Source organism: Actinomycetospora endophytica (assembly GCF_021026375.1).
In the GTDB taxonomy this organism is placed as follows: Bacteria; Actinomycetota; Actinomycetes; order Mycobacteriales; family Pseudonocardiaceae; genus Actinomycetospora; species Actinomycetospora endophytica.
In genome coordinates this window covers 257,953-273,865 of the sequence record NZ_JAJNDB010000005.1, presented here as the reverse complement: position 1 = coordinate 273,865, position 15,913 = coordinate 257,953, and the positions used below count along the sequence as shown (strand labels likewise).

Here is a 15,913-nt window from a genome sequence, read left to right as displayed (position 1 = left end):
TGCGCCGCTCGCGATAGTGGGTGCGCAGCGGGAGACGGTGGCGGAAACGCCGAGCAACGCCGATCCGGCCCGTGGATTCCACGAGGGCTTGTCCACCTGCTGCTGTCATGCGTCTTCAGCGGAGGTGGCGAGATGTCCCAGGAGCCGACGATGGTGCGGCTTTCGGACTCCCCTGCGAGAGTCACGGTCGGGAAACTCGACGCGAACCTCGCCGGTCAGGGGGGCGACGAGAAGGTCTCGGTCAGCCTGGTGATACCGGCGCGGAACGAGGCCGCGAACATCGCCGGAGTGCTGGAGCAGATTCCGTCGAGCGTGAACGAGGTAATTCTCGTCGACGGGCAGTCGACCGACGCGACGCTCATCACGGCACGATGGTGTCGCCCCGATCTGCGGATTGTCTCCCAGGAGCGCACCGGGAAAGGTGACGCGCTCCGCGCGGGATTCATGGCGACGACCGGCGACGTCATCGTGATGATCGACGCCGACGGGAGCATGTCGCCCCGCGAGATCAGTCATTTTCTCTACTTCCTGTCCAACGGTTTCGACCTGGTCAAGGGAAGCCGGTTCATGGGCGGCGGGACCTCCTTGGACATCACGCCCTTGCGCCGCATCGGCAACTGGGTCCTGATGTGCCTGGTCAACCGTCTGTACGACACGCACCTCACCGATCTCTGCTACGGCTTCTGCGCCTTCCACCGTCGCTATCTCGACCACCTCGGCCTCACCAGCACCGGGTTCGAGATCGAGGCGGAGATCACTGTCACGGCGGTGCGGGCCGGACTGCGCATCGCCGAGGTGCCCAGCGTCGAACTGCCCCGGCGATCCGGCCACTCCAATCTCCACGTGATCCGTGACGGCTTCCGGGTGCTCGGCTGCGTGCTGCGCCACCGGCGCGCCGGGTCCGGCCGGGCGGACGCAACGGCTACGGCGACGGCGCAGTGAGCTCCCGCCGCAGCGGGCACGCGGCGGTACCCGGCTCCGTGACCGTCGTGATCGCCTGCTTCGACCTGGACCGCTGGCCGATCACCCGGCGTGCCGTCGAGTCGGCCCTGAGCCAGGACCGGTCGGCTCCGCCCATCGTGGTCGTCGACCACAACGAGGAGCTGTACGCCCTTGCGACCCGGTGGTGCGGATCGGATGTCGTGGTGCTGCGCAACGAGATGGGACGCGGGGCCTCGGGCGCACGCAACACGGGGGTGCGCGCCGCGCGAACCGAGCTGGTCGCGTTCCTGGACGACGACGCCATCGCGTCCCCGACCTGGCTGTCCGAGCTCGTCGAGCCTGTGCGCGACCCCTCGGTCGTCGGGGTCGGCGGCGCCATCGAGCCGGCCTGGAGCGGGGAGACGGGGCAGGGCGGGGGAGTCGCTCCGCGCTGGTTCCCGACCGAGTTCGGCTGGACGGTCGGGGCCACGGCAACGCCGGCGGCAGGCCGCCACGAGGTGGTGCGCAATGTCTGGTCAGGAAACATGCTGGTCAGGAAGGACGTGTTCCTGCGCGCCGGTGGATTCCGCGACGATTTCGGCAAGGTGGCGGGAGCCCGCGAGCCGGAGGACACCGAGCTGTGTCTCCGGATGTCCGCGGTGTCCGACGGGGGCCGCTGGTGTCTGCTCGGAGGCGCTCGGGTCGACCACCACGTGCCGGCGTCCCGCCAGACCCGGACGTCGTTCCTCCGCCGGTGCTGGGCCGAGGGCGTCGGGAAGGCCGCCCTCAGCGCCGTCGCGCAGGGCGGGACTGCGGCGCTCACCGCCGAGCAGGACTACCTGACGCGGACCGTGCCGCGGGCGCTGGTCGCCCGGGGTCGTGAGACGCTCCGCGGGGACCTGGCCGCGCCCGATCAGGCCGGGATGATCGTGGCCGGGGTGGCTGCCGCCGGCGCAGGATTCCTGACGCGACGGTTGCGCGGCCTCCGGGCACCGGCGGATCGCAACGCCGACGCCGGGCGAGCCCCGACCCCGAGCGAGGGGTTGGCCGCCGAGCCGGCACCGGATGCCGCACGCATCGTCGAGGTCGAGGTCGGCGCGCCGCTGCCCCGGCTGGAGCGACGGGAACCGGAGAGCGGTCAGGATTACCCGGGAGCGCATGTCCTCGTGCGTCTGGCGACTGAGCCGATCGGGGTCGTCCAGGCAGCGATACCGCCGAGCGGACTGCCTCCGGAGCAGCTTGCCGACCTCATCTGGCGGCAACTCTCCTCTCAGCTCCTCGAGCGCTGCCCGAGCCTCACGAGCTCCCGGCTGACCTCGGAGGGCGTACTCGCGACAGAGTGCTCCGCCTACCTCGACGAGCGGGCCGCGACTCTCGCCGACGCGCCTCCGATCACCGTCGTGGTTTGCACCAAGGATCCTGACGAGCGGATTCTCGCCTGTCTGTCCGCGCTCGATGCGCAGGAATACCCCGAGTACGAGGTCGTCGTCGTCGACAACGCCCCGCGCTCCGACATGTTGATCGGAATGATGGCGCAGGCCATCCGCTCGGCCCCGGCTCGTCGTGTCGTCGAGCCCGTGCCCGGCGTCGCCCGCGCGCGGAACCTCGGGTGGCGGGCGGCTGACGGCGCGATCGTGGCGTACATCGACGACGACGAGGTCGCCGATCCCCACTGGCTCGCCGAGATCGCCCGTGCACTGCGCCGGCACCCCTCGGCGTCCGCGCTGACCGGCAAGATCCTGCCCGCGGTGCTCGACACCGAAGCGCAGTGTTGGTTCGAGAAGTTCGGCGGACACGGAAAGGGCCGTGGTTTCTCGCCGGTCGTGTTCGACCCCGCGTCGCATCGGATCCAGCACCCGCTCTATCCCCTTCCGTCGTTCGGGGCGTCGGGCAACATGGCGGTCCGTCGGCACGTACTCGCCGAGCTCGGCGGATTCGACAATGCGTTGGGCCCGGGTACGCCCGCACTCGGTTCCGAGGACACCGCCTTCCTCTCCGACCTCATGCTCGCCGGTCACACGCTGGTCTACTGGCCGGGCGCCGTGGTCCGGCACCGCCACTACGAGGACTGGTCCGGAATCTCCCGACAGTTCTACGGGTACGGTCTCGGCCTCGGCGCGTTCTACACCCGTGCCGTGCTGAACGACCCGCGCCGACTGATCGTGCTCAGTCGACTCGCACCGACCGCGCTCCGCGAAATGGCGGGACGACGGCGAGAAGGTGGCCCTCGCGGGGAGTACCCGATGGAACTGGACCGGCTCGAACGCCGCGGCTTGTATCGCGGTCCCGTGCAGTATCTGCGCAGCCGTCACGAGGCCCGGCGCATCACCGTCGAGCGCGTCCTGGTGGAAGCGTGAATCGGCCCGGAACAACGAAGGGGAAGGCGATGGTCGAGCCCGGGGGGGCGGTGCCGATCCTGATGTACCACAGCCTCTCGCGCAGTTCCACGTCGGCGTTCGGTCGATTCGCTCTCGACCCGGCACTGTTCGACGACCATCTCGCATTCCTTGCCGACCGGGGATACCGCACCGCGACGCTGAGCGATCTGGTCGAGTGGCGGCTCGGCGCGACGCCCATCCCGGACCGGACGGTGGTGATCACGTTCGACGACGGGTTCGCGGACTTCCACACCCATGCGCTCCCGGCCCTCGAACGTCACGGGATGACGGCCACGCTCTACGTCGTCACCGGGTATGTCGGGAGCACGAGCGAGTGGCTGCGCTCCGACGGGGAGGGCGACCGCCCGATCCTGAGCTGGGAGCAGCTCGAGGAGATCGCGGCCCAGGGCGTGGAGTGCGCATCGCACACCCATACGCATCCGCAGCTGGACGTGATGCCGCACGCACAGATGCGTGCCGAGCTCACGCGGTCGCGACAGGTCCTGGAGGACAGGCTGCAGCGGGCGGTGCGTTCGTTCGCCTACCCGTACGGCTACCACAGCTCGGGCGTCCGTACCGCGGCCGAGGCGGCGGGATACCGCTCGGCGTGTGCCGTTGCGGATCTGGTCAGCGGTGACGACGACGACCGATACGCCATCCCACGGCTGACGGTGCCCGCGGGCACTGACCCCGACGGTCTGGCCGCGCTCCTCGTCCAGGGCCCGCCGAGTGCCGGCGACCGGCGGGTGGGACGGGCCAAGCAGCTCGTCTGGCGGAATCTGCGCCGGCATGGACCGCGCGCCATCGTCGGGGCCTCGGCCAGCGGTGTCCCGCTCTGGGCGAGTGGCGGTCGCCGATGACGGCGGCCGTCGCCGACCCCGACGCGCAGCCTGCGACACCGTCCGAGGTCGAGCCCGTTCCGACGACCGCCCGGCCGGACGATCCACGACCGTGGGGGCACCTTCCCGAGACGAGCGTGCTCGTCGTCACCGGCCTGCTCGCCGTCTCGCTGGCCTACGCCGGGGGTCGAGCCGGCGCGGGGTGGTGGGTCGACCCGGTCTACTGGCTCGGCCAGCTGCTGCTCTTCGTTCCGCCGTTGCTGCGCATTCTCATCGGGCGCCGGGTCACCGAGCGGGAGTGCGCGGGCACCGCGATGGTGCTCGGATCGGCGTACTTCGTGGCCGCCTGGTGCTACAGCCCGCTCGAGTTCAAGTTCATCGACGAGCTGCAGAACTGGCGGACCACGACCGACATCGTGCAGAACGGGCACCTGTTCTCCTACAACGACAGCCTCCCGATCAGCCCGATGTACCCGGGCCTGGAGAGCGTCACCGCGGCCGTCGTCGTCACGACCGGGTTGTCCGTCTTCGTCGCCGGGGTCGTCGTCATGGGCCTGGTCCGAGTCGTGCTCACAGCAGGCCTCTACCTGTTCTTCCGGAAGGTCACGAGCTCGGCGCGGGCCGCCGCGCTGGCCTCGATCCTGTTCACCGCCGCGCCGTACTACAAGTCGGTCCTCGCCAAGTTCATCTACGGGTCGATGGCGCTGCCGTTCCTCGTCCTGGCGTGCTACGCCGCCATGAGCGCGATCACCGGACCGGCGAGCAGACGCCGGACCATGACAGGGCTCGCGGTCGTGGCCATCGCGGTCACGGTCATCTCGCACCACCTCACCAGCTGGTTCCTGACCGCGACCCTGCTGGTCGCCCTGCTGGTGTTCTCCTACCGGGGCGACCGGGTCGGCATTCGTGTGCTGTCGGGGCTCTCGGTGACGAGCGGGGTGCTCATCGGCACGTGGATCCTCGCGGTCGCCCCCACGACCCCGGCCTACCTCAGCCCCGCGCTGACGGACCTGACCAGGGGGATCGCCGCCGCCCTCGGCGGCCGCTCCCAGCAGTCCGACGGCGGGTTCGTGCGTGCCCCGTTGTCCGAGGCCCTCCCGAGCTACGCGTGCGTGCTGGTACTCGCGGTCGGCGTGGCACTCTCCGCCCTCTGGGTGTGGCGGCGCCACCGTTCGGATCCGTGGATCGTGGTGATGACCCTGGCTGCGCTGGGATACCTCGCAGTGCCCGTCATCCGTGTGCTCTCCGACAGCGGCAGCGAGGACGCCGTCCGCGCGCAGAGCTACCTCTTCATCGCGGTGGCCCCGGTGCTGTCCCTCTGCGGACTGGAGTACCTCCGCCGGGCCGGTCGGCCGCGGTGGCTCGTCAGCACCGGGGCCGTCGTCGCAACAGTCGTCATGATCGGAGGGATCACCAGCGGTTGGCCGCCGGCCTGGGGCCGTATCCCGGCCGATCACATGGTGGTCGACGGCTACGAGAACGCCGTCGACCCGCAGGGCGTCGCAGCCGCGTACTGGGTCCAGGCATCGCTCCCGACCGGTCAGCGCATGGCGGCCGATGACACGAACTACACCCTCATGGGGCCCTACGGCCAGCAGACGATGGTCAGTGGCACCTCGGGGCTGTACCGCACATCCACGCTGACCGAGGCCGACCGCGCGGAGATCGTCGCGGACCGCGTCCAGTACCTCGTCGCCGATCGGCGACTGACCCAGCAGCTGCCCGCCGGCGGCTCGTACTTCCCCGACGACCCGATGGCCTTCCGGTACACGTCGCCGCTGCCTCTCGCCGACCTCACCAAGTTCGATCGCGTGCCGGGCGTCGCGCGCCTCTTCGACAGCGGCGATCTGGTGATCTACGACCTGAGGAGTCTCGATGGGGCTCCGTAGCCGTCCGACCAGGCTCTCGCGTCGGACCACGGTGGCGGCACCCGTCGTCGTCGGGATGCTCGCCGGTGTCCTCCTGCTGTTGCCGCTCGGCCCCGACGGTGTCGGCGGGGTCGTCCGGATCGTCGTCGGTCTGCCGTTCGTCCTGGTCCTGCCCGGGTATGTGCTCAGCCGGGCGGTGCTGCCGGGCACCGGGGCGTCGTGTTCAGTCCTGCAACGGGTCTGCTGGACCCTCGCGCTGGACATGGCCCTGCTGGTCGTGAGCGCGCTGCTCCTCAACGTCCTGCCGAACGGGCTGACGGGGACGAGCTGGGTCGTGTTGCTGCTCCTCGTGCTGCCCGTCGCCGGGGTGGTGGCCCACGTGCGCGAGCGAGGACCGGGCAGGGCACGGACCGTCCTGCTGTCCCGGGCCTGGTGGCCCACCATCCAGTGGCCCGCGCCGCGGCGTCTGTTGATCGCCGGCGCGACCGTGGCGATCGCGGGCGCCGCGATCGGGTTAGCCCTGGTCAGCGCGACGACCCAGCCCAGCCCGGGCTTCAGCCAGTTGTGGCTGCAGCCTCAGGGGCCCACGACGACGGCCGCCCCGGAGACCGCGCAGTTGGGCGTCTACAGCGACGAGGACGCCACTCGCCAGTTCCGGGTCGAGGTCCGTCCCGACGGCGAGCCGACGCAGACGTGGTCGTTCTCGTTGGATCCCGGTGACTCCTGGCAGCAATCGGTGGACGTGCCCGGCGATGCGCGCACCGTGGCACTGCTGTTCCGGGGTAGCGATCCGACGCCCTACCGCCAGGTCTGGACCTCGCCGTGAACGCCCTCGTGGGGACCCGCCACGCGCTGCGTGCCCATCGGGTGATCTGGTCCAACGCCGGTTCGCTGTTCGGGGCGACTGTCGTCGGGGCCCCGTTGGGCTTCGTCTTCTGGTGGGCGGCGGCGCGGCTCTTCCCCCCCGCGGTCGTCGGTTACGGCTCGACCGCGACGTCCGCGATGGTGCTGATGGGGAACCTCGGTTCCCTGGGGTTCGGGACCGTCGTGATCGGCGAGCTCGCGCGGCGGGACCGCGCGTCCGCCCCCGTCGTCTCGGCGGCGCTGGCCGCGACCATCGGGCTGAGCCTCGTCCTCGGGGGTGGTGCTGCGGCGATCGGCACGCGTTTGATCGGCGACTCCGGCCCGGTCGAGGTGATCCTCTTCGTCGTCGGGGTGGTCCTGACCGGTGTCGCGTTCGTCCTGGACGCCGCCGTCGTGGGTCTGCTCGCGGGCTCGGTGCAGCTCAGTCGCAACGTCGTGTTCCACCTGGTGAAGCTGGCGCTGCTGGTGCTCGTCGGCGTGTGGTGGTGGCAGGCCGGGGTGACCGAGCTCCTCATCGCCTGGGTGGTGGGGGTCGGCGCCTCCGTCGCGTGGTCGGTCTCGGCGCTGGCGCGACGCGGGGTACCGCCGTGGTCTCGTCCGGACAGCACGTTCCTGCGGGCCCTTCCCCGCTCCGCGACGGCGCACAACGGCGTCAACCTGGGCCTGGAGACCTCGCAGTCGGCCATCCCGATCGTGGCCACGGCTCTCGTCTCGGCGACGGCGGGAGCAGGTTTCTACGCCGCCTGGATGTTCTTGTCGTTCGCCTACATCCTCCCGTTCCACCTCGGTACCGCGCTCTTCGCCGCCGGGAAGGAACGGTCCGGCACGTTGCAGCACCGGCTGCGCTTCTCCCTCGGGATCTCGGGCCTCGCGGGGGTCGTCGGAATCCCGTTGTTGATCCTGCTCGCGCCGGTGGGCCTCGCGTTCTTCGGCCCGAGCTATGCCGAGCTCGGGACGGCCCCCCTGCGCATCCTCGCCGTCGCCTACTTCCCCATGGTCGTGTGGGCGCACTTCGTCGCGGTCTGCCGCATCCGGGACCGGATCGGCTTCGCCGCCGTGGTGGTGCTGATCGGCACCGCGCTCGAGGTCGCCGGCGCGGTCGTCGGGGCCGTGACGTACGGACTCGTCGGGTTGGCCGTCGGGCTGGCGGCCGCGAAGGTGATCGAGGGGATCGCCGCGGTCCCGACCGTTCTCGTCGCGTTGCGCACCGCCGACGAACTCCCGGAACCGGTCGCCGACGGCGGAGGGGATCCATGAAGGTCACCACGATCCGGCCGGAGGAACTCGGGCCCGCGGAGATCGCCCGGTGGCACGGGTTCCAACGGGCCGTACCCGGGCTGGACAACCCGTTCCTGTCCCCGGAGTTCACGGTCGCGATGGGGGAGGAGTCGCCTGCTGCCCGCGTCGCCGTGCTGACCGAGGGCGACGACGTCGTCGGTTTCTTCCCGTTCGAGCGCCGCCGGTGGGGCGTTGGCGTGCCGATCGGCGCACACGTGAACGACTGCCAGGGGCTGGTGCACGCCCCCGGGATGGGCTGGGATGCCGCGGAGGTCCTACGGGCCTGTGGACTGGCGATCTGGGAGTTCGACCACCTCGTCGACCCGCAGCCCGGGTTCGACCCACACCTCGAGGGCCGGTGGCCCGCTCCGATCATCGACCTGAGCGGGGGGATCGAGGACTACGAGACGCTGCTCCGCAGCCGGTCGTCGCGCTTCACGCGCGACCTTCCGCGCCGCTCCCGCATGCTTGGGCGGGAGATCGGCGACGTGCGGTTCGAGCTGGCATCTCACGACGCCGGGTTGCTCGACACGGTTCTCGCGTGGAAGTCGGCGCAGTACGTGCGTACCGGGGCGCCCGACCTCTTCGCGCGGCCCTGGCTGCCGCGTCTGCTGCACCGTCTCCTCGCCACCGAGAGCGACGGGTTCACCGGGCTGCTCTCCGTCCTGCACGCCGGCGACAGGCTCGTCGCCGGCCACCTCCAGCTGCGTTTCGACGGGGTGCTGGCCGGCTGGTTCCCCGCCTACGACCCGGACCTCGGCAAGTACGCGCCCGGGCTGCAGCACCACCTGGGCACCGCGCGGGCAGCGGCTGCGGCCGGGGTTCGGCACATCGAGCTGGGCAAGGGCGGTGAGGACTACAAGGCCCTGCTCGCCAACGGCACCCTCATGGTCGGCACGGGCCAGGTGACCCGGTCGCGGGTCGTGGCGACGGCGCGTGCCGCGGGTCGGGCGCCGGTACGGCGACTGCGGGACGTCGTGACCTCCTCGCCCGCGCTCTACCGGTGGGCCGACCGGGTCCGCAAGGCACACAGCGCCGCGGATTCCACCCTGAGGCGACGGCTGGACCCGGCGAGCACCCGATGAGCAGGACCACCCGGATCGCGGTCGTCGAGATCGTGCTGCTCCTCGGCCTGTTCACGTGGGCCGGGAGTGCTGGGAGCGGGCTCAGCCGCGCGGTGCCCATCAGCCAACAGCGCGGCTTCGCGATGCCGACCTGGGAGCCGAGCGGCTACGAGCGCGGGGACGCTGCGGGCGCACTGACCCAGATGGTGGGGGTCGGCAGCAACTGGGTGCAGATCGTGCCGACCTGGTACGTGTCGACGCGCTCGGCCACCCGGATCGCGGCGACGTCCCAGGGCCCCACCGACCAGGACGTCCAGTTGGCCATCGGGCTCGCGCACGCCCGCGGCCTGAAGGTGCTGCTCAAGCCGCACGTCGACTCACTGGACGGCACCGACCGGTCGAAGCTCGCCCCTGCGGACGCCGCGGCCTGGTTCGCCTCGTACACCGCGTTCATCACCCACTACGCGCAGCTCGCCCAGGCGACGAGGAGCGAGGAGTTCGCCGTCGGCACCGAGCTCGACAGCATGAGCACCCACCGGCCGGAGTGGGCCGCCGTCATCGGCGGCGTGCGCAAGGTCTACGCCGGCCCGCTGGTCTACGCGGCCAACGACGACGCCTACACGCGGGTCGCGTTCTGGGACCTCGTCGACCTCGTCGGGATCGACGCGTACTGGACGCTCAGCCCGGTCCCCACGGCCGATGTCGCGACGCTCCGGAAGACCCTGGAACCACAGCGGGACCGCTTGGCCGCGTTCGCCGCCCAGGTGCACCGCCAGGTCCTGTTCACCGAAGCCGGCTTCACCAGCCAGCGAGGAGCCACGACGAACCCCAGCTCACAGACCGTGAGCACCGTACCCGCCCCCGACGAGCAGGCCGCCGGGTACGAGGCGCTGCTCGAGACGTTCGGTCAGGAGCCGTGGTGGGCGGGCGTCTTCTGGTGGGTCTGGGTGGACGTGCCGCAGGACGGCGTCCCCGCATCCCTCGACTTCTCGGTACGCGGCAAGCCCGCGGAAGCCGTGATCCGGCGCTGGTGGAGCCCACCAGCCGCGGAATGACCGTTGCCGATCCGTCTCGGACAAGGAGCACTGCCATGAACGACAGCACCGTCATCATCGGAGCCGGCCCGGCGGGCCTCTCCGCCGCCTACGCACTGGCCCGTGAGGACCGGGCGTTCGAGCTCGTCGAGAAGGCGACCGAACCCGGTGGGCTCTGCCGCACGTTCGACTTCCACGGGCGCTACTTCGACCTGGGGCCGCACGTCTTCATCAACCGCAGCCCCGAGATCGGTGAGCTCCTCCACGAGCTGGGGGGCGAGCGGCTCAAGGAGATCACCCACATCGAAGGCATCTACTTCGACGGCAAGCTCTACGACTCCTGGCTAGACGCGGTGGTCAACCTCCGGATGACCAGCCGGGCCCGCGCCCTGCTCGGGCTGATCGCACGACGCATCCGGCCCATCGAGCAGGTCGTGTCCTGCGAGGACGGCCTGGTCAACTCCTACGGTTCGGCCATCTACTCGCAGCTGGTCCGGATTCATCAGCGCAAGTTCTGGGGTGTCGACCCGTCCGAGATCGACGTCAGCTGGGCCCGGGTCTACGAGAAGCCGAACTCGATCTTCAAGTACGTGAAGCAGCGCCTGAGCCACAGCGGGGCTCGCAGCGCCTCCTACGAGCCGGCGCAGACCTATTACCCGACGGCGGGTTCGCAGGTCATCTACGGCGCGATGATGGATCGCATCGAGGCGAGCCCCGGGGCCACGATCCGGCTGGGGGCCGAGGTGGTCGCGGTGCACCACGACGCCGGCAACGTGACCCACATCGACCTGCGTGACCCGGCCACCGGCGAGGTCACCCAGGTCGCCGGGAGCTCGTTCATCTCGACCATCCCGGTGACCGAGCTCGTCAGCGTGCTCGACCCCGCCCCGCCCCAGGAGATCCTCGACATCGCCCGGTCGCTGCGCTACCGCAGCCTGGTCGTCGTCAACCTCCTGACGCGCCTGACGCGCGAGCTGCCCTACGGCTGGGTGGAGCTGCACTCCTCGGACGTCCAGGCCGGGCGGCTCACGAACTTCGCCCGTCTCTCCCCCGAGATGGCCGGCGAAGGCGAGCTCGTGCCGATCTGCCTGGAGTACTACTGCGACGAGGACGACGCCATCTGGCAGTCCACCGACGAGGACATGATCGCTCTCGCGCAGCGCGAACTCGTGACCATGGGGTTCGCCGCCGCCGGGGAGGAGAGCGTCGGGTTCGTCCAGCGGGAGCCGTTCGCCTACCCGATGTACCTCATCGGCTACGGCGATCTGCGTGCGCGCCTCAAGGAGTTCTGCGAGGGGATCACCAACCTGCAGACCATCGGCCGGGGAGGGATCTACCGGTACAACAACATGGGGCACTCCATCGAGTCGGGACTACGGGCCGCGGACAACGTGGTGTCCGGGCAGCGGCACGACATGTGGGACCGCTCGGTGGTCGACGGAAAGATCTGAGCCTCGTCGTCGCCGACGCGGCACGTCGACCCGACGCCGGCCCTGGTTGGCTGGCGTCATGGCGCAGACGGTCTCCGCGGTGGGCGGCCGCGCACCGCGGAGACCGATCGCCCGAGCGATCATCGGCGTGGTGGTCGTCCTGCTCGCCGTCGTCGTGCTGCTGCCCGACCTGCTCGGGCTCGACCGGTTCGTGCTACTCGCAGCGATGGTGGCGCTCCGGCCGCAGCTGACGGTGCTGCTGGCGCTCGCGGCGTTACTGGTGCTCCTGGTGCGGCGGCGTCGGTGGCCGGAGTCGTGCGCCGTCATCGCGGTGTGCCTGGTGGCCGCCACGCTGGTGGTGCCCCGGGCGTTCGCGCAGCCGTCACCGCCGCCCGGGGGCCGAGCGCTCACGGTGCTCTCGTTCAACGTGGACCAGGGGGGCGCGGACGTCGGGGCACTGGCGGCCGAGATCCGGCGGGCCCGCCCGGACGTGGTGGTGCTGCCCGAGGCGGCCGACCGGTTCGCGGTTCGCCTGGGCGGGGCGATCCCGGATCTGGGCTATCGGTCCGTTGTCGCAGCGGCGCCGGGTGCCCCGGACGTGCACGGGATCGCCGTGCTCACCGCCTCGGCGATGGGGCCACTGAGCAGCCGCGTGATCTGGCAGGGACACGCCGACCCGTGGCTCGAGCTCAGTGGCGGAGCGCTGGGTGGCCTCCGGCTCGTGGCGGTCCACGTCGCCGCCCCGGTACCCGGGAAGATCCGGAGCTGGCCGAGGGAGCTCGCCCAGCTCGCGACCTGGTGCGGCGCCGGGCCTGCCGTCCTCGTGGGCGATTTCAACGCGACGCTCGACCACGCCGAGTTCCGCGCCGGATCGGCAGGCTGCCAAGACGCGGCGGCGGTCACCGGCAACGGCCTGACCGCGACGTGGAACGCGGCGTGGCCTCGCTGGTTCGGTGCGCAGATCGACCACGTGCTGGTCGGCGGCGACCTCCGGCCCGAGGACCTGCTCGTCCTCGACCTCCCGGGGAGTGATCATCGGGCGCTGCTCGCGCGCGTCCGGATGCCAGGGTGAGGACGCTTCGCTCAGCGCACGACGATCACCGTGCAGGCCGCGTGCACCACGCAGTTGAGGCCGACCGACCCGATGAGGTGGCTCGCGACGCCGCCGCGTCCTCGATGCCCGACGACGAGCAGGTCGGCGTCCTTGGACAGCCGCTGCAGCACCGCCGACGGTGGGCCCGAGTACACCTCCACCTCGGTGGCGGGGACGGCTGCACCGCGTTCGCGGCGTGCGGCGACCGCATTCTCGACGATCCGGGTCGCCTCCTTCTTGGCCTCGTGCTGCAGGTCGCTGGTGGGAGGCACGATGCCTTCGGCGGTGATCCAGACGTACGGCGGCTCGAACGCCATCACCGCACGCACCGACCCGCCGCGCCGGACGGCCTCGTCGAGCGCGTAGTCGAGCGCGAGGGCGGCGCCCTCGGAGTCGTCGATCCCGACCAGCACCCGCTCGCCGGTCGCCGTGCCCTGCGCGGTCTCGGTCATGGCCTTCCCCTTCGCTCCGGCCGACCCCGGAGGTCCCGGAGCGGCGTGGCTCTTGACCCCGACTTTACGACTGACCGGGGGGAGGGACGATTGCTCGTTGCTCACATCGCGGCCGAGCGTCGGAGCCCTCCGGAAGGACTCAGCAGGTCGGCGTGGCCTGCATCGACCGGTCGGAGTTCGCGACGTAGTAGCTGGTGACGTAACCACCGGCCGGCTGGTTGATCCGGTACCAGACGGTGTGCCCGTGCACGGCCTCGCCGCGGGTCCAGCAGCGCACGTCCACCCCGGTGCCCTGCGGCCCGAGGGTCCCGGTCACCGTGCTCGAGGTCGACGGCGACGCGCGCACGTGCACCCCGGACACGGTGGTCTTCCCGCACCCCGCCAGCAGGAGGCCGAGGGCGCACCCGGACACGGCGAGGACCACGCGGCGTCGCCGCCGGTCGTCACGCATGAGCACCCTCCAGGCCCGGTCGAGTGACATCCGACCGTGTACCCCCGCTCACGCAATGTCATGCCCTCACCGCGCGCACAGAGTGGTCGTGGTGAGGTGGTGATCGTGGGCGTGACGGGACGACGGGTACTGGCGGCCGTGCTCGTGGTGGCGGCGATCGTGTGGCTCCCGCTGAACCAGCGGGTGGAGGGGCCGAAGCTCCTGGTGCTCTCGCGCAACCACGCCGTCACCGCCGCCGACCTGCTCTCGGTCGTGCTGGTGCTCGTCGCGCTCGGGCTGCTCTGGAGTACGCGGCGCCGGTAGGGCCTCGGCGTCACACCCGGGCGACGAGCCCGTAGATGCCGCTCGCCGATCCTCCGTCCGTCACCCCGTCATTCCGGCCGCTGTCCCACCGGGTCGGGCGGCAGCGTCGCGCCGTGCAGTTCCCAGCCGGAGCCGAGCCGGCGCTGCCAGCGCAGGGGTCCCTCCTGCTCCCACGGCGCCTGCATCCGCACGAAGATCTCCCAGGCGCGGCCCTGCTCGTCCCACCACGTCCGGAGCGCCTGCCACATCTGCGTCATGGGAACGATCGTCGGGCGCCGCGTCGCCGCCGACGAGTGGCAGGAACGTCACGGTCGGATACATTGCTGCCATGCATGTCATCGCCGCTCCCGTCACCGACCACGCGCCGATGTTCGAGCTCTCCACCGTCGTCGAGGTCTTCGGCAGCGGGCGCGCCGCGTCGATGGGCATGCCCTGGTACGACCTGCGGATCTGCGCCGGCGAACCGGGCCCGGTGCACCTGGGCGAGTGGGGCCTGCTCGACACGCCCCACGGGCTCGAGGCGCTCGAGGTCGCCGACACCGTCGTCGTGCCGCCGCCCCACGACGAGCGGCGCGAGTTCCCGCCGGAGCTCCTCGACGGCCTTCGTCGCGCCCACGAGCGCGGCGCGCGCATCGCCTCCATCTGCACCGGCGCCTTCATCCTGGCCGCCGCGGGCCTGCTCGACGGCCGCCCGGCGATCACGCACTGGAACTCGCTCGACGACCTCGCCCGCCGTCACCCCGCGGTCCGTGTGCAGCCCGCGGTGCTCTACGTCGACGACGGCGATGTGCTCACGTCAGCCGGGTCGGCCGCCGGGCTGGATCTGTGCCTGCACCTGGTGCGCCTCGACCACGGCAGCCGGGTGGCCGGGACGGCCGCCCGCTGGAGCGTCGTCCCGCCGCACCGCGACGGCGGGCAGGCCCAGTACGTACCCATGCCGGTCGCCGAGTCGTCGTCGTTCGGACCCTGGCTGGACTGGGCCCGGGACCGGCTGGACCGCCCCGTCGAGATCAAGGAGTGGGCGCACGCCGTGGGCGCGAGCCCGCGGACGTTCGCGCGACGATTCCGCGACGCCACCGGCGAGACCCCGCTGCAATGGCTCGCCATGGAGCGGGTGCGCCGGGCCCAGGATCTGCTCGAAGGCACCGACCTGCCGGTGGAGACGGTGGCCGCACGCTGCGGCTTCGTCACCGCCGCGGGGCTGCGCAAGCACTTCGGTCGCCGCGTGGGGACCACGCCGCAGCAGTACCGGCGGACGTTCCGGTCCGAGCACGACGACCGCCTCGCCGGCTGACTCGTCACAGACGCATGCGGTGGCGCTCCTCGACGGCCCAGCCCTCGGCCAGCGGGACCGTGTAGTAGATGTCGAACGTGACCGTCGCGAAGAGCCACACCCCGTCGCACCGGACGTAGGTGTCGGCGAAGCGACCCGAGGCCAGGAAGCTCTGCCCGTGGTAGATCGGCGTCGCGAGCAGCTGGCTCGAGCCGGACGCGGTGTCGCCGTCGACGACCACCTCGTGCCCGTGGATGAACTGCCGGATGAAGGGTCCACCGGAGCCGGCCGGCAGCAGGCGGGGGATCGCGGCGAAGAACTCGGTGATCGCCTGCCGCCCGGAGGCCGAGCCGAGGTAGGAGTAGTCCAGCTCGGCGTCCTCGGCGAACAGGCCGCCGATCTCGTCCCAGCGGTCCGTGTTCACGAAGTCGTGGAACCGGGCGCGGAGGCGGTGCAGGGCCGACTCGGACTCGAGGACGTCGAGGCGGTGGCGGAGGGCGGCGAGCTCGGTGGCGATGTCGTCCGACATGCCGAACATCGTCCCGCGCTGGTCCGTTCGCCGCGCCGCCGTGCCCGTTCGTCGCAGTGTTCCACTTCCCTCGGTCCGCATGCGCCCTATCGAGGGAACCCCTTGCAGGACCGTCCGAGTTAACCAGTTGCTCGCG

16 protein-coding genes are annotated in these 15,913 nt (G+C 71.2%); 12 read left to right on the top strand and 4 right to left on the bottom strand.

Annotated elements, in window-relative coordinates:
• Positions 1-132 precede the first annotated feature (132 nt).
• Genes LQ327_RS22270 through LQ327_RS22225 form a run of 10 tightly spaced genes read left to right on the top strand, consistent with a single transcriptional unit; the run spans position 133 to position 12,748 of the window.
• Positions 133-942 (top strand): glycosyltransferase family 2 protein, encoded by an 810-nt coding sequence (locus tag LQ327_RS22270; RefSeq protein WP_230737959.1) that lies wholly within the window; start codon positions 133-135, stop codon positions 940-942.
• A 38-nt stretch (positions 943-980) separates the two neighbouring features.
• On the top strand, positions 981-3,278 hold the full coding sequence (locus tag LQ327_RS22265; RefSeq protein WP_230737958.1) for a glycosyltransferase: 2,298 nt from the start codon (positions 981-983) through the stop codon (positions 3,276-3,278).
• Between the two features lie 29 nt (positions 3,279-3,307).
• Positions 3,308-4,159 (top strand): polysaccharide deacetylase family protein, encoded by an 852-nt coding sequence (locus tag LQ327_RS22260; RefSeq protein WP_230737957.1) that lies wholly within the window; start codon positions 3,308-3,310, stop codon positions 4,157-4,159.
• A complete protein-coding gene (locus LQ327_RS22255) occupies positions 4,156-6,027 on the top strand; it encodes a putative glycosyltransferase family protein (protein ID WP_230737956.1) in 1,872 nt (623 codons plus the stop codon). Before LQ327_RS22260 ends, LQ327_RS22255 begins: the two co-directional genes overlap by 4 nt.
• Positions 6,014-6,832 carry a DUF8471 domain-containing protein gene (locus LQ327_RS22250; protein ID WP_230737955.1) on the top strand — a complete coding sequence of 273 codons (819 nt, stop codon included), beginning with the start codon at positions 6,014-6,016 and terminating at the stop codon, positions 6,830-6,832. Before LQ327_RS22255 ends, LQ327_RS22250 begins: the two co-directional genes overlap by 14 nt.
• Entirely contained in the window at positions 6,829-8,127 is a 1,299-nt protein-coding gene (locus tag LQ327_RS22245) for a lipopolysaccharide biosynthesis protein (RefSeq protein WP_230737954.1), read from the top strand. Before LQ327_RS22250 ends, LQ327_RS22245 begins: the two co-directional genes overlap by 4 nt.
• The gene (locus LQ327_RS22240; RefSeq protein WP_230737953.1) at positions 8,124-9,233 is read left to right on the top strand and encodes a GNAT family N-acetyltransferase; all 1,110 of its coding nucleotides are present in this window, start codon (positions 8,124-8,126) and stop codon (positions 9,231-9,233) included. Before LQ327_RS22245 ends, LQ327_RS22240 begins: the two co-directional genes overlap by 4 nt.
• Positions 9,230-10,267, top strand: a complete 1,038-nt coding sequence (locus LQ327_RS22235) for a glycoside hydrolase family 113 (RefSeq protein ID WP_230737952.1) — start codon at positions 9,230-9,232, stop codon at positions 10,265-10,267. The genes LQ327_RS22240 and LQ327_RS22235 overlap by 4 nt, the downstream gene beginning before the upstream one ends.
• 35 nt (positions 10,268-10,302) lie before the next feature.
• Positions 10,303-11,697 carry an FAD-dependent oxidoreductase gene (locus tag LQ327_RS22230; RefSeq protein ID WP_230737951.1) on the top strand — a complete coding sequence of 465 codons (1,395 nt, stop codon included), beginning with the start codon at positions 10,303-10,305 and terminating at the stop codon, positions 11,695-11,697.
• A gap of 58 nt (positions 11,698-11,755) precedes the next feature.
• Positions 11,756-12,748 carry an endonuclease/exonuclease/phosphatase family protein gene (locus LQ327_RS22225; protein ID WP_230737950.1) on the top strand — a complete coding sequence of 331 codons (993 nt, stop codon included), beginning with the start codon at positions 11,756-11,758 and terminating at the stop codon, positions 12,746-12,748.
• Positions 12,749-12,759: 11 nt separating this feature from the next.
• Here the strand turns inward: LQ327_RS22225 and LQ327_RS22220 are convergent, their stop codons facing one another.
• Positions 12,760-13,221, bottom strand: coding sequence for a universal stress protein (locus LQ327_RS22220; protein ID WP_230737949.1), 462 nt, complete (start codon positions 13,219-13,221; stop codon positions 12,760-12,762).
• A gap of 139 nt (positions 13,222-13,360) precedes the next feature.
• Entirely contained in the window at positions 13,361-13,672 is a 312-nt protein-coding gene (locus LQ327_RS22215) for an SH3 domain-containing protein (protein WP_230737948.1), read from the bottom strand.
• 105 nt (positions 13,673-13,777) lie between these two features.
• On the opposite strand from LQ327_RS22215, the gene LQ327_RS22210 reads away from it, so the two are divergent.
• A complete protein-coding gene (locus LQ327_RS22210; protein ID WP_230737947.1) occupies positions 13,778-13,975 on the top strand; it encodes a hypothetical protein in 198 nt (65 codons plus the stop codon).
• Between the two features lie 68 nt (positions 13,976-14,043).
• Here LQ327_RS22210 and LQ327_RS22205 read toward each other — a convergent pair whose 3' ends face one another.
• On the bottom strand, positions 14,044-14,232 hold the full coding sequence (locus LQ327_RS22205) for a hypothetical protein (RefSeq protein WP_230737946.1): 189 nt from the start codon (positions 14,230-14,232) through the stop codon (positions 14,044-14,046).
• Between the two features lie 71 nt (positions 14,233-14,303).
• On the opposite strand from LQ327_RS22205, the gene LQ327_RS22200 reads away from it, so the two are divergent.
• Positions 14,304-15,269 (top strand): helix-turn-helix domain-containing protein, encoded by a 966-nt coding sequence (locus LQ327_RS22200; protein ID WP_230737945.1) that lies wholly within the window; start codon positions 14,304-14,306, stop codon positions 15,267-15,269.
• 4 nt (positions 15,270-15,273) lie between these two features.
• On the opposite strand, the gene LQ327_RS22195 is transcribed toward LQ327_RS22200, so the two are convergent.
• The gene (locus LQ327_RS22195) at positions 15,274-15,777 is read right to left on the bottom strand and encodes a nuclear transport factor 2 family protein (RefSeq protein ID WP_230737944.1); all 504 of its coding nucleotides are present in this window, start codon (positions 15,775-15,777) and stop codon (positions 15,274-15,276) included.
• Between the last annotated feature and the right edge of the window lie 136 nt (positions 15,778-15,913).

Bases quoted from the DNA above. Each gene is read 5' to 3' on its own strand.
- LQ327_RS22205 (WP_230737946.1), bottom strand. From the start codon at position 14,232: ATGACGCAGATGTGGCAGGCGCTCCGGACGTGGTGGGACGAGCAGGGC.
- LQ327_RS22230 (WP_230737951.1), top strand. From the start codon at position 10,303: ATGAACGACAGCACCGTCATCATCGGAGCCGGCCCGGCGGGCCTCTCC.
- LQ327_RS22195 (WP_230737944.1), bottom strand. From the start codon at position 15,777: ATGTCGGACGACATCGCCACCGAGCTCGCCGCCCTCCGCCACCGCCTC.
- LQ327_RS22220 (WP_230737949.1), bottom strand. From the start codon at position 13,221: ATGACCGAGACCGCGCAGGGCACGGCGACCGGCGAGCGGGTGCTGGTC.
- LQ327_RS22200 (WP_230737945.1), top strand. From the start codon at position 14,304: ATGCATGTCATCGCCGCTCCCGTCACCGACCACGCGCCGATGTTCGAG.
- LQ327_RS22235 (WP_230737952.1), top strand. From the start codon at position 9,230: ATGAGCAGGACCACCCGGATCGCGGTCGTCGAGATCGTGCTGCTCCTC.
- LQ327_RS22260 (WP_230737957.1), top strand. From the start codon at position 3,308: ATGGTCGAGCCCGGGGGGGCGGTGCCGATCCTGATGTACCACAGCCTC.
- LQ327_RS22255 (WP_230737956.1), top strand. From the start codon at position 4,156: ATGACGGCGGCCGTCGCCGACCCCGACGCGCAGCCTGCGACACCGTCC.
- LQ327_RS22240 (WP_230737953.1), top strand. From the start codon at position 8,124: ATGAAGGTCACCACGATCCGGCCGGAGGAACTCGGGCCCGCGGAGATC.
- LQ327_RS22215 (WP_230737948.1), bottom strand. From the start codon at position 13,672: ATGCGTGACGACCGGCGGCGACGCCGCGTGGTCCTCGCCGTGTCCGGG.
- LQ327_RS22250 (WP_230737955.1), top strand. From the start codon at position 6,014: ATGGGGCTCCGTAGCCGTCCGACCAGGCTCTCGCGTCGGACCACGGTG.
- LQ327_RS22270 (WP_230737959.1), top strand. From the start codon at position 133: ATGTCCCAGGAGCCGACGATGGTGCGGCTTTCGGACTCCCCTGCGAGA.
- LQ327_RS22225 (WP_230737950.1), top strand. From the start codon at position 11,756: ATGGCGCAGACGGTCTCCGCGGTGGGCGGCCGCGCACCGCGGAGACCG.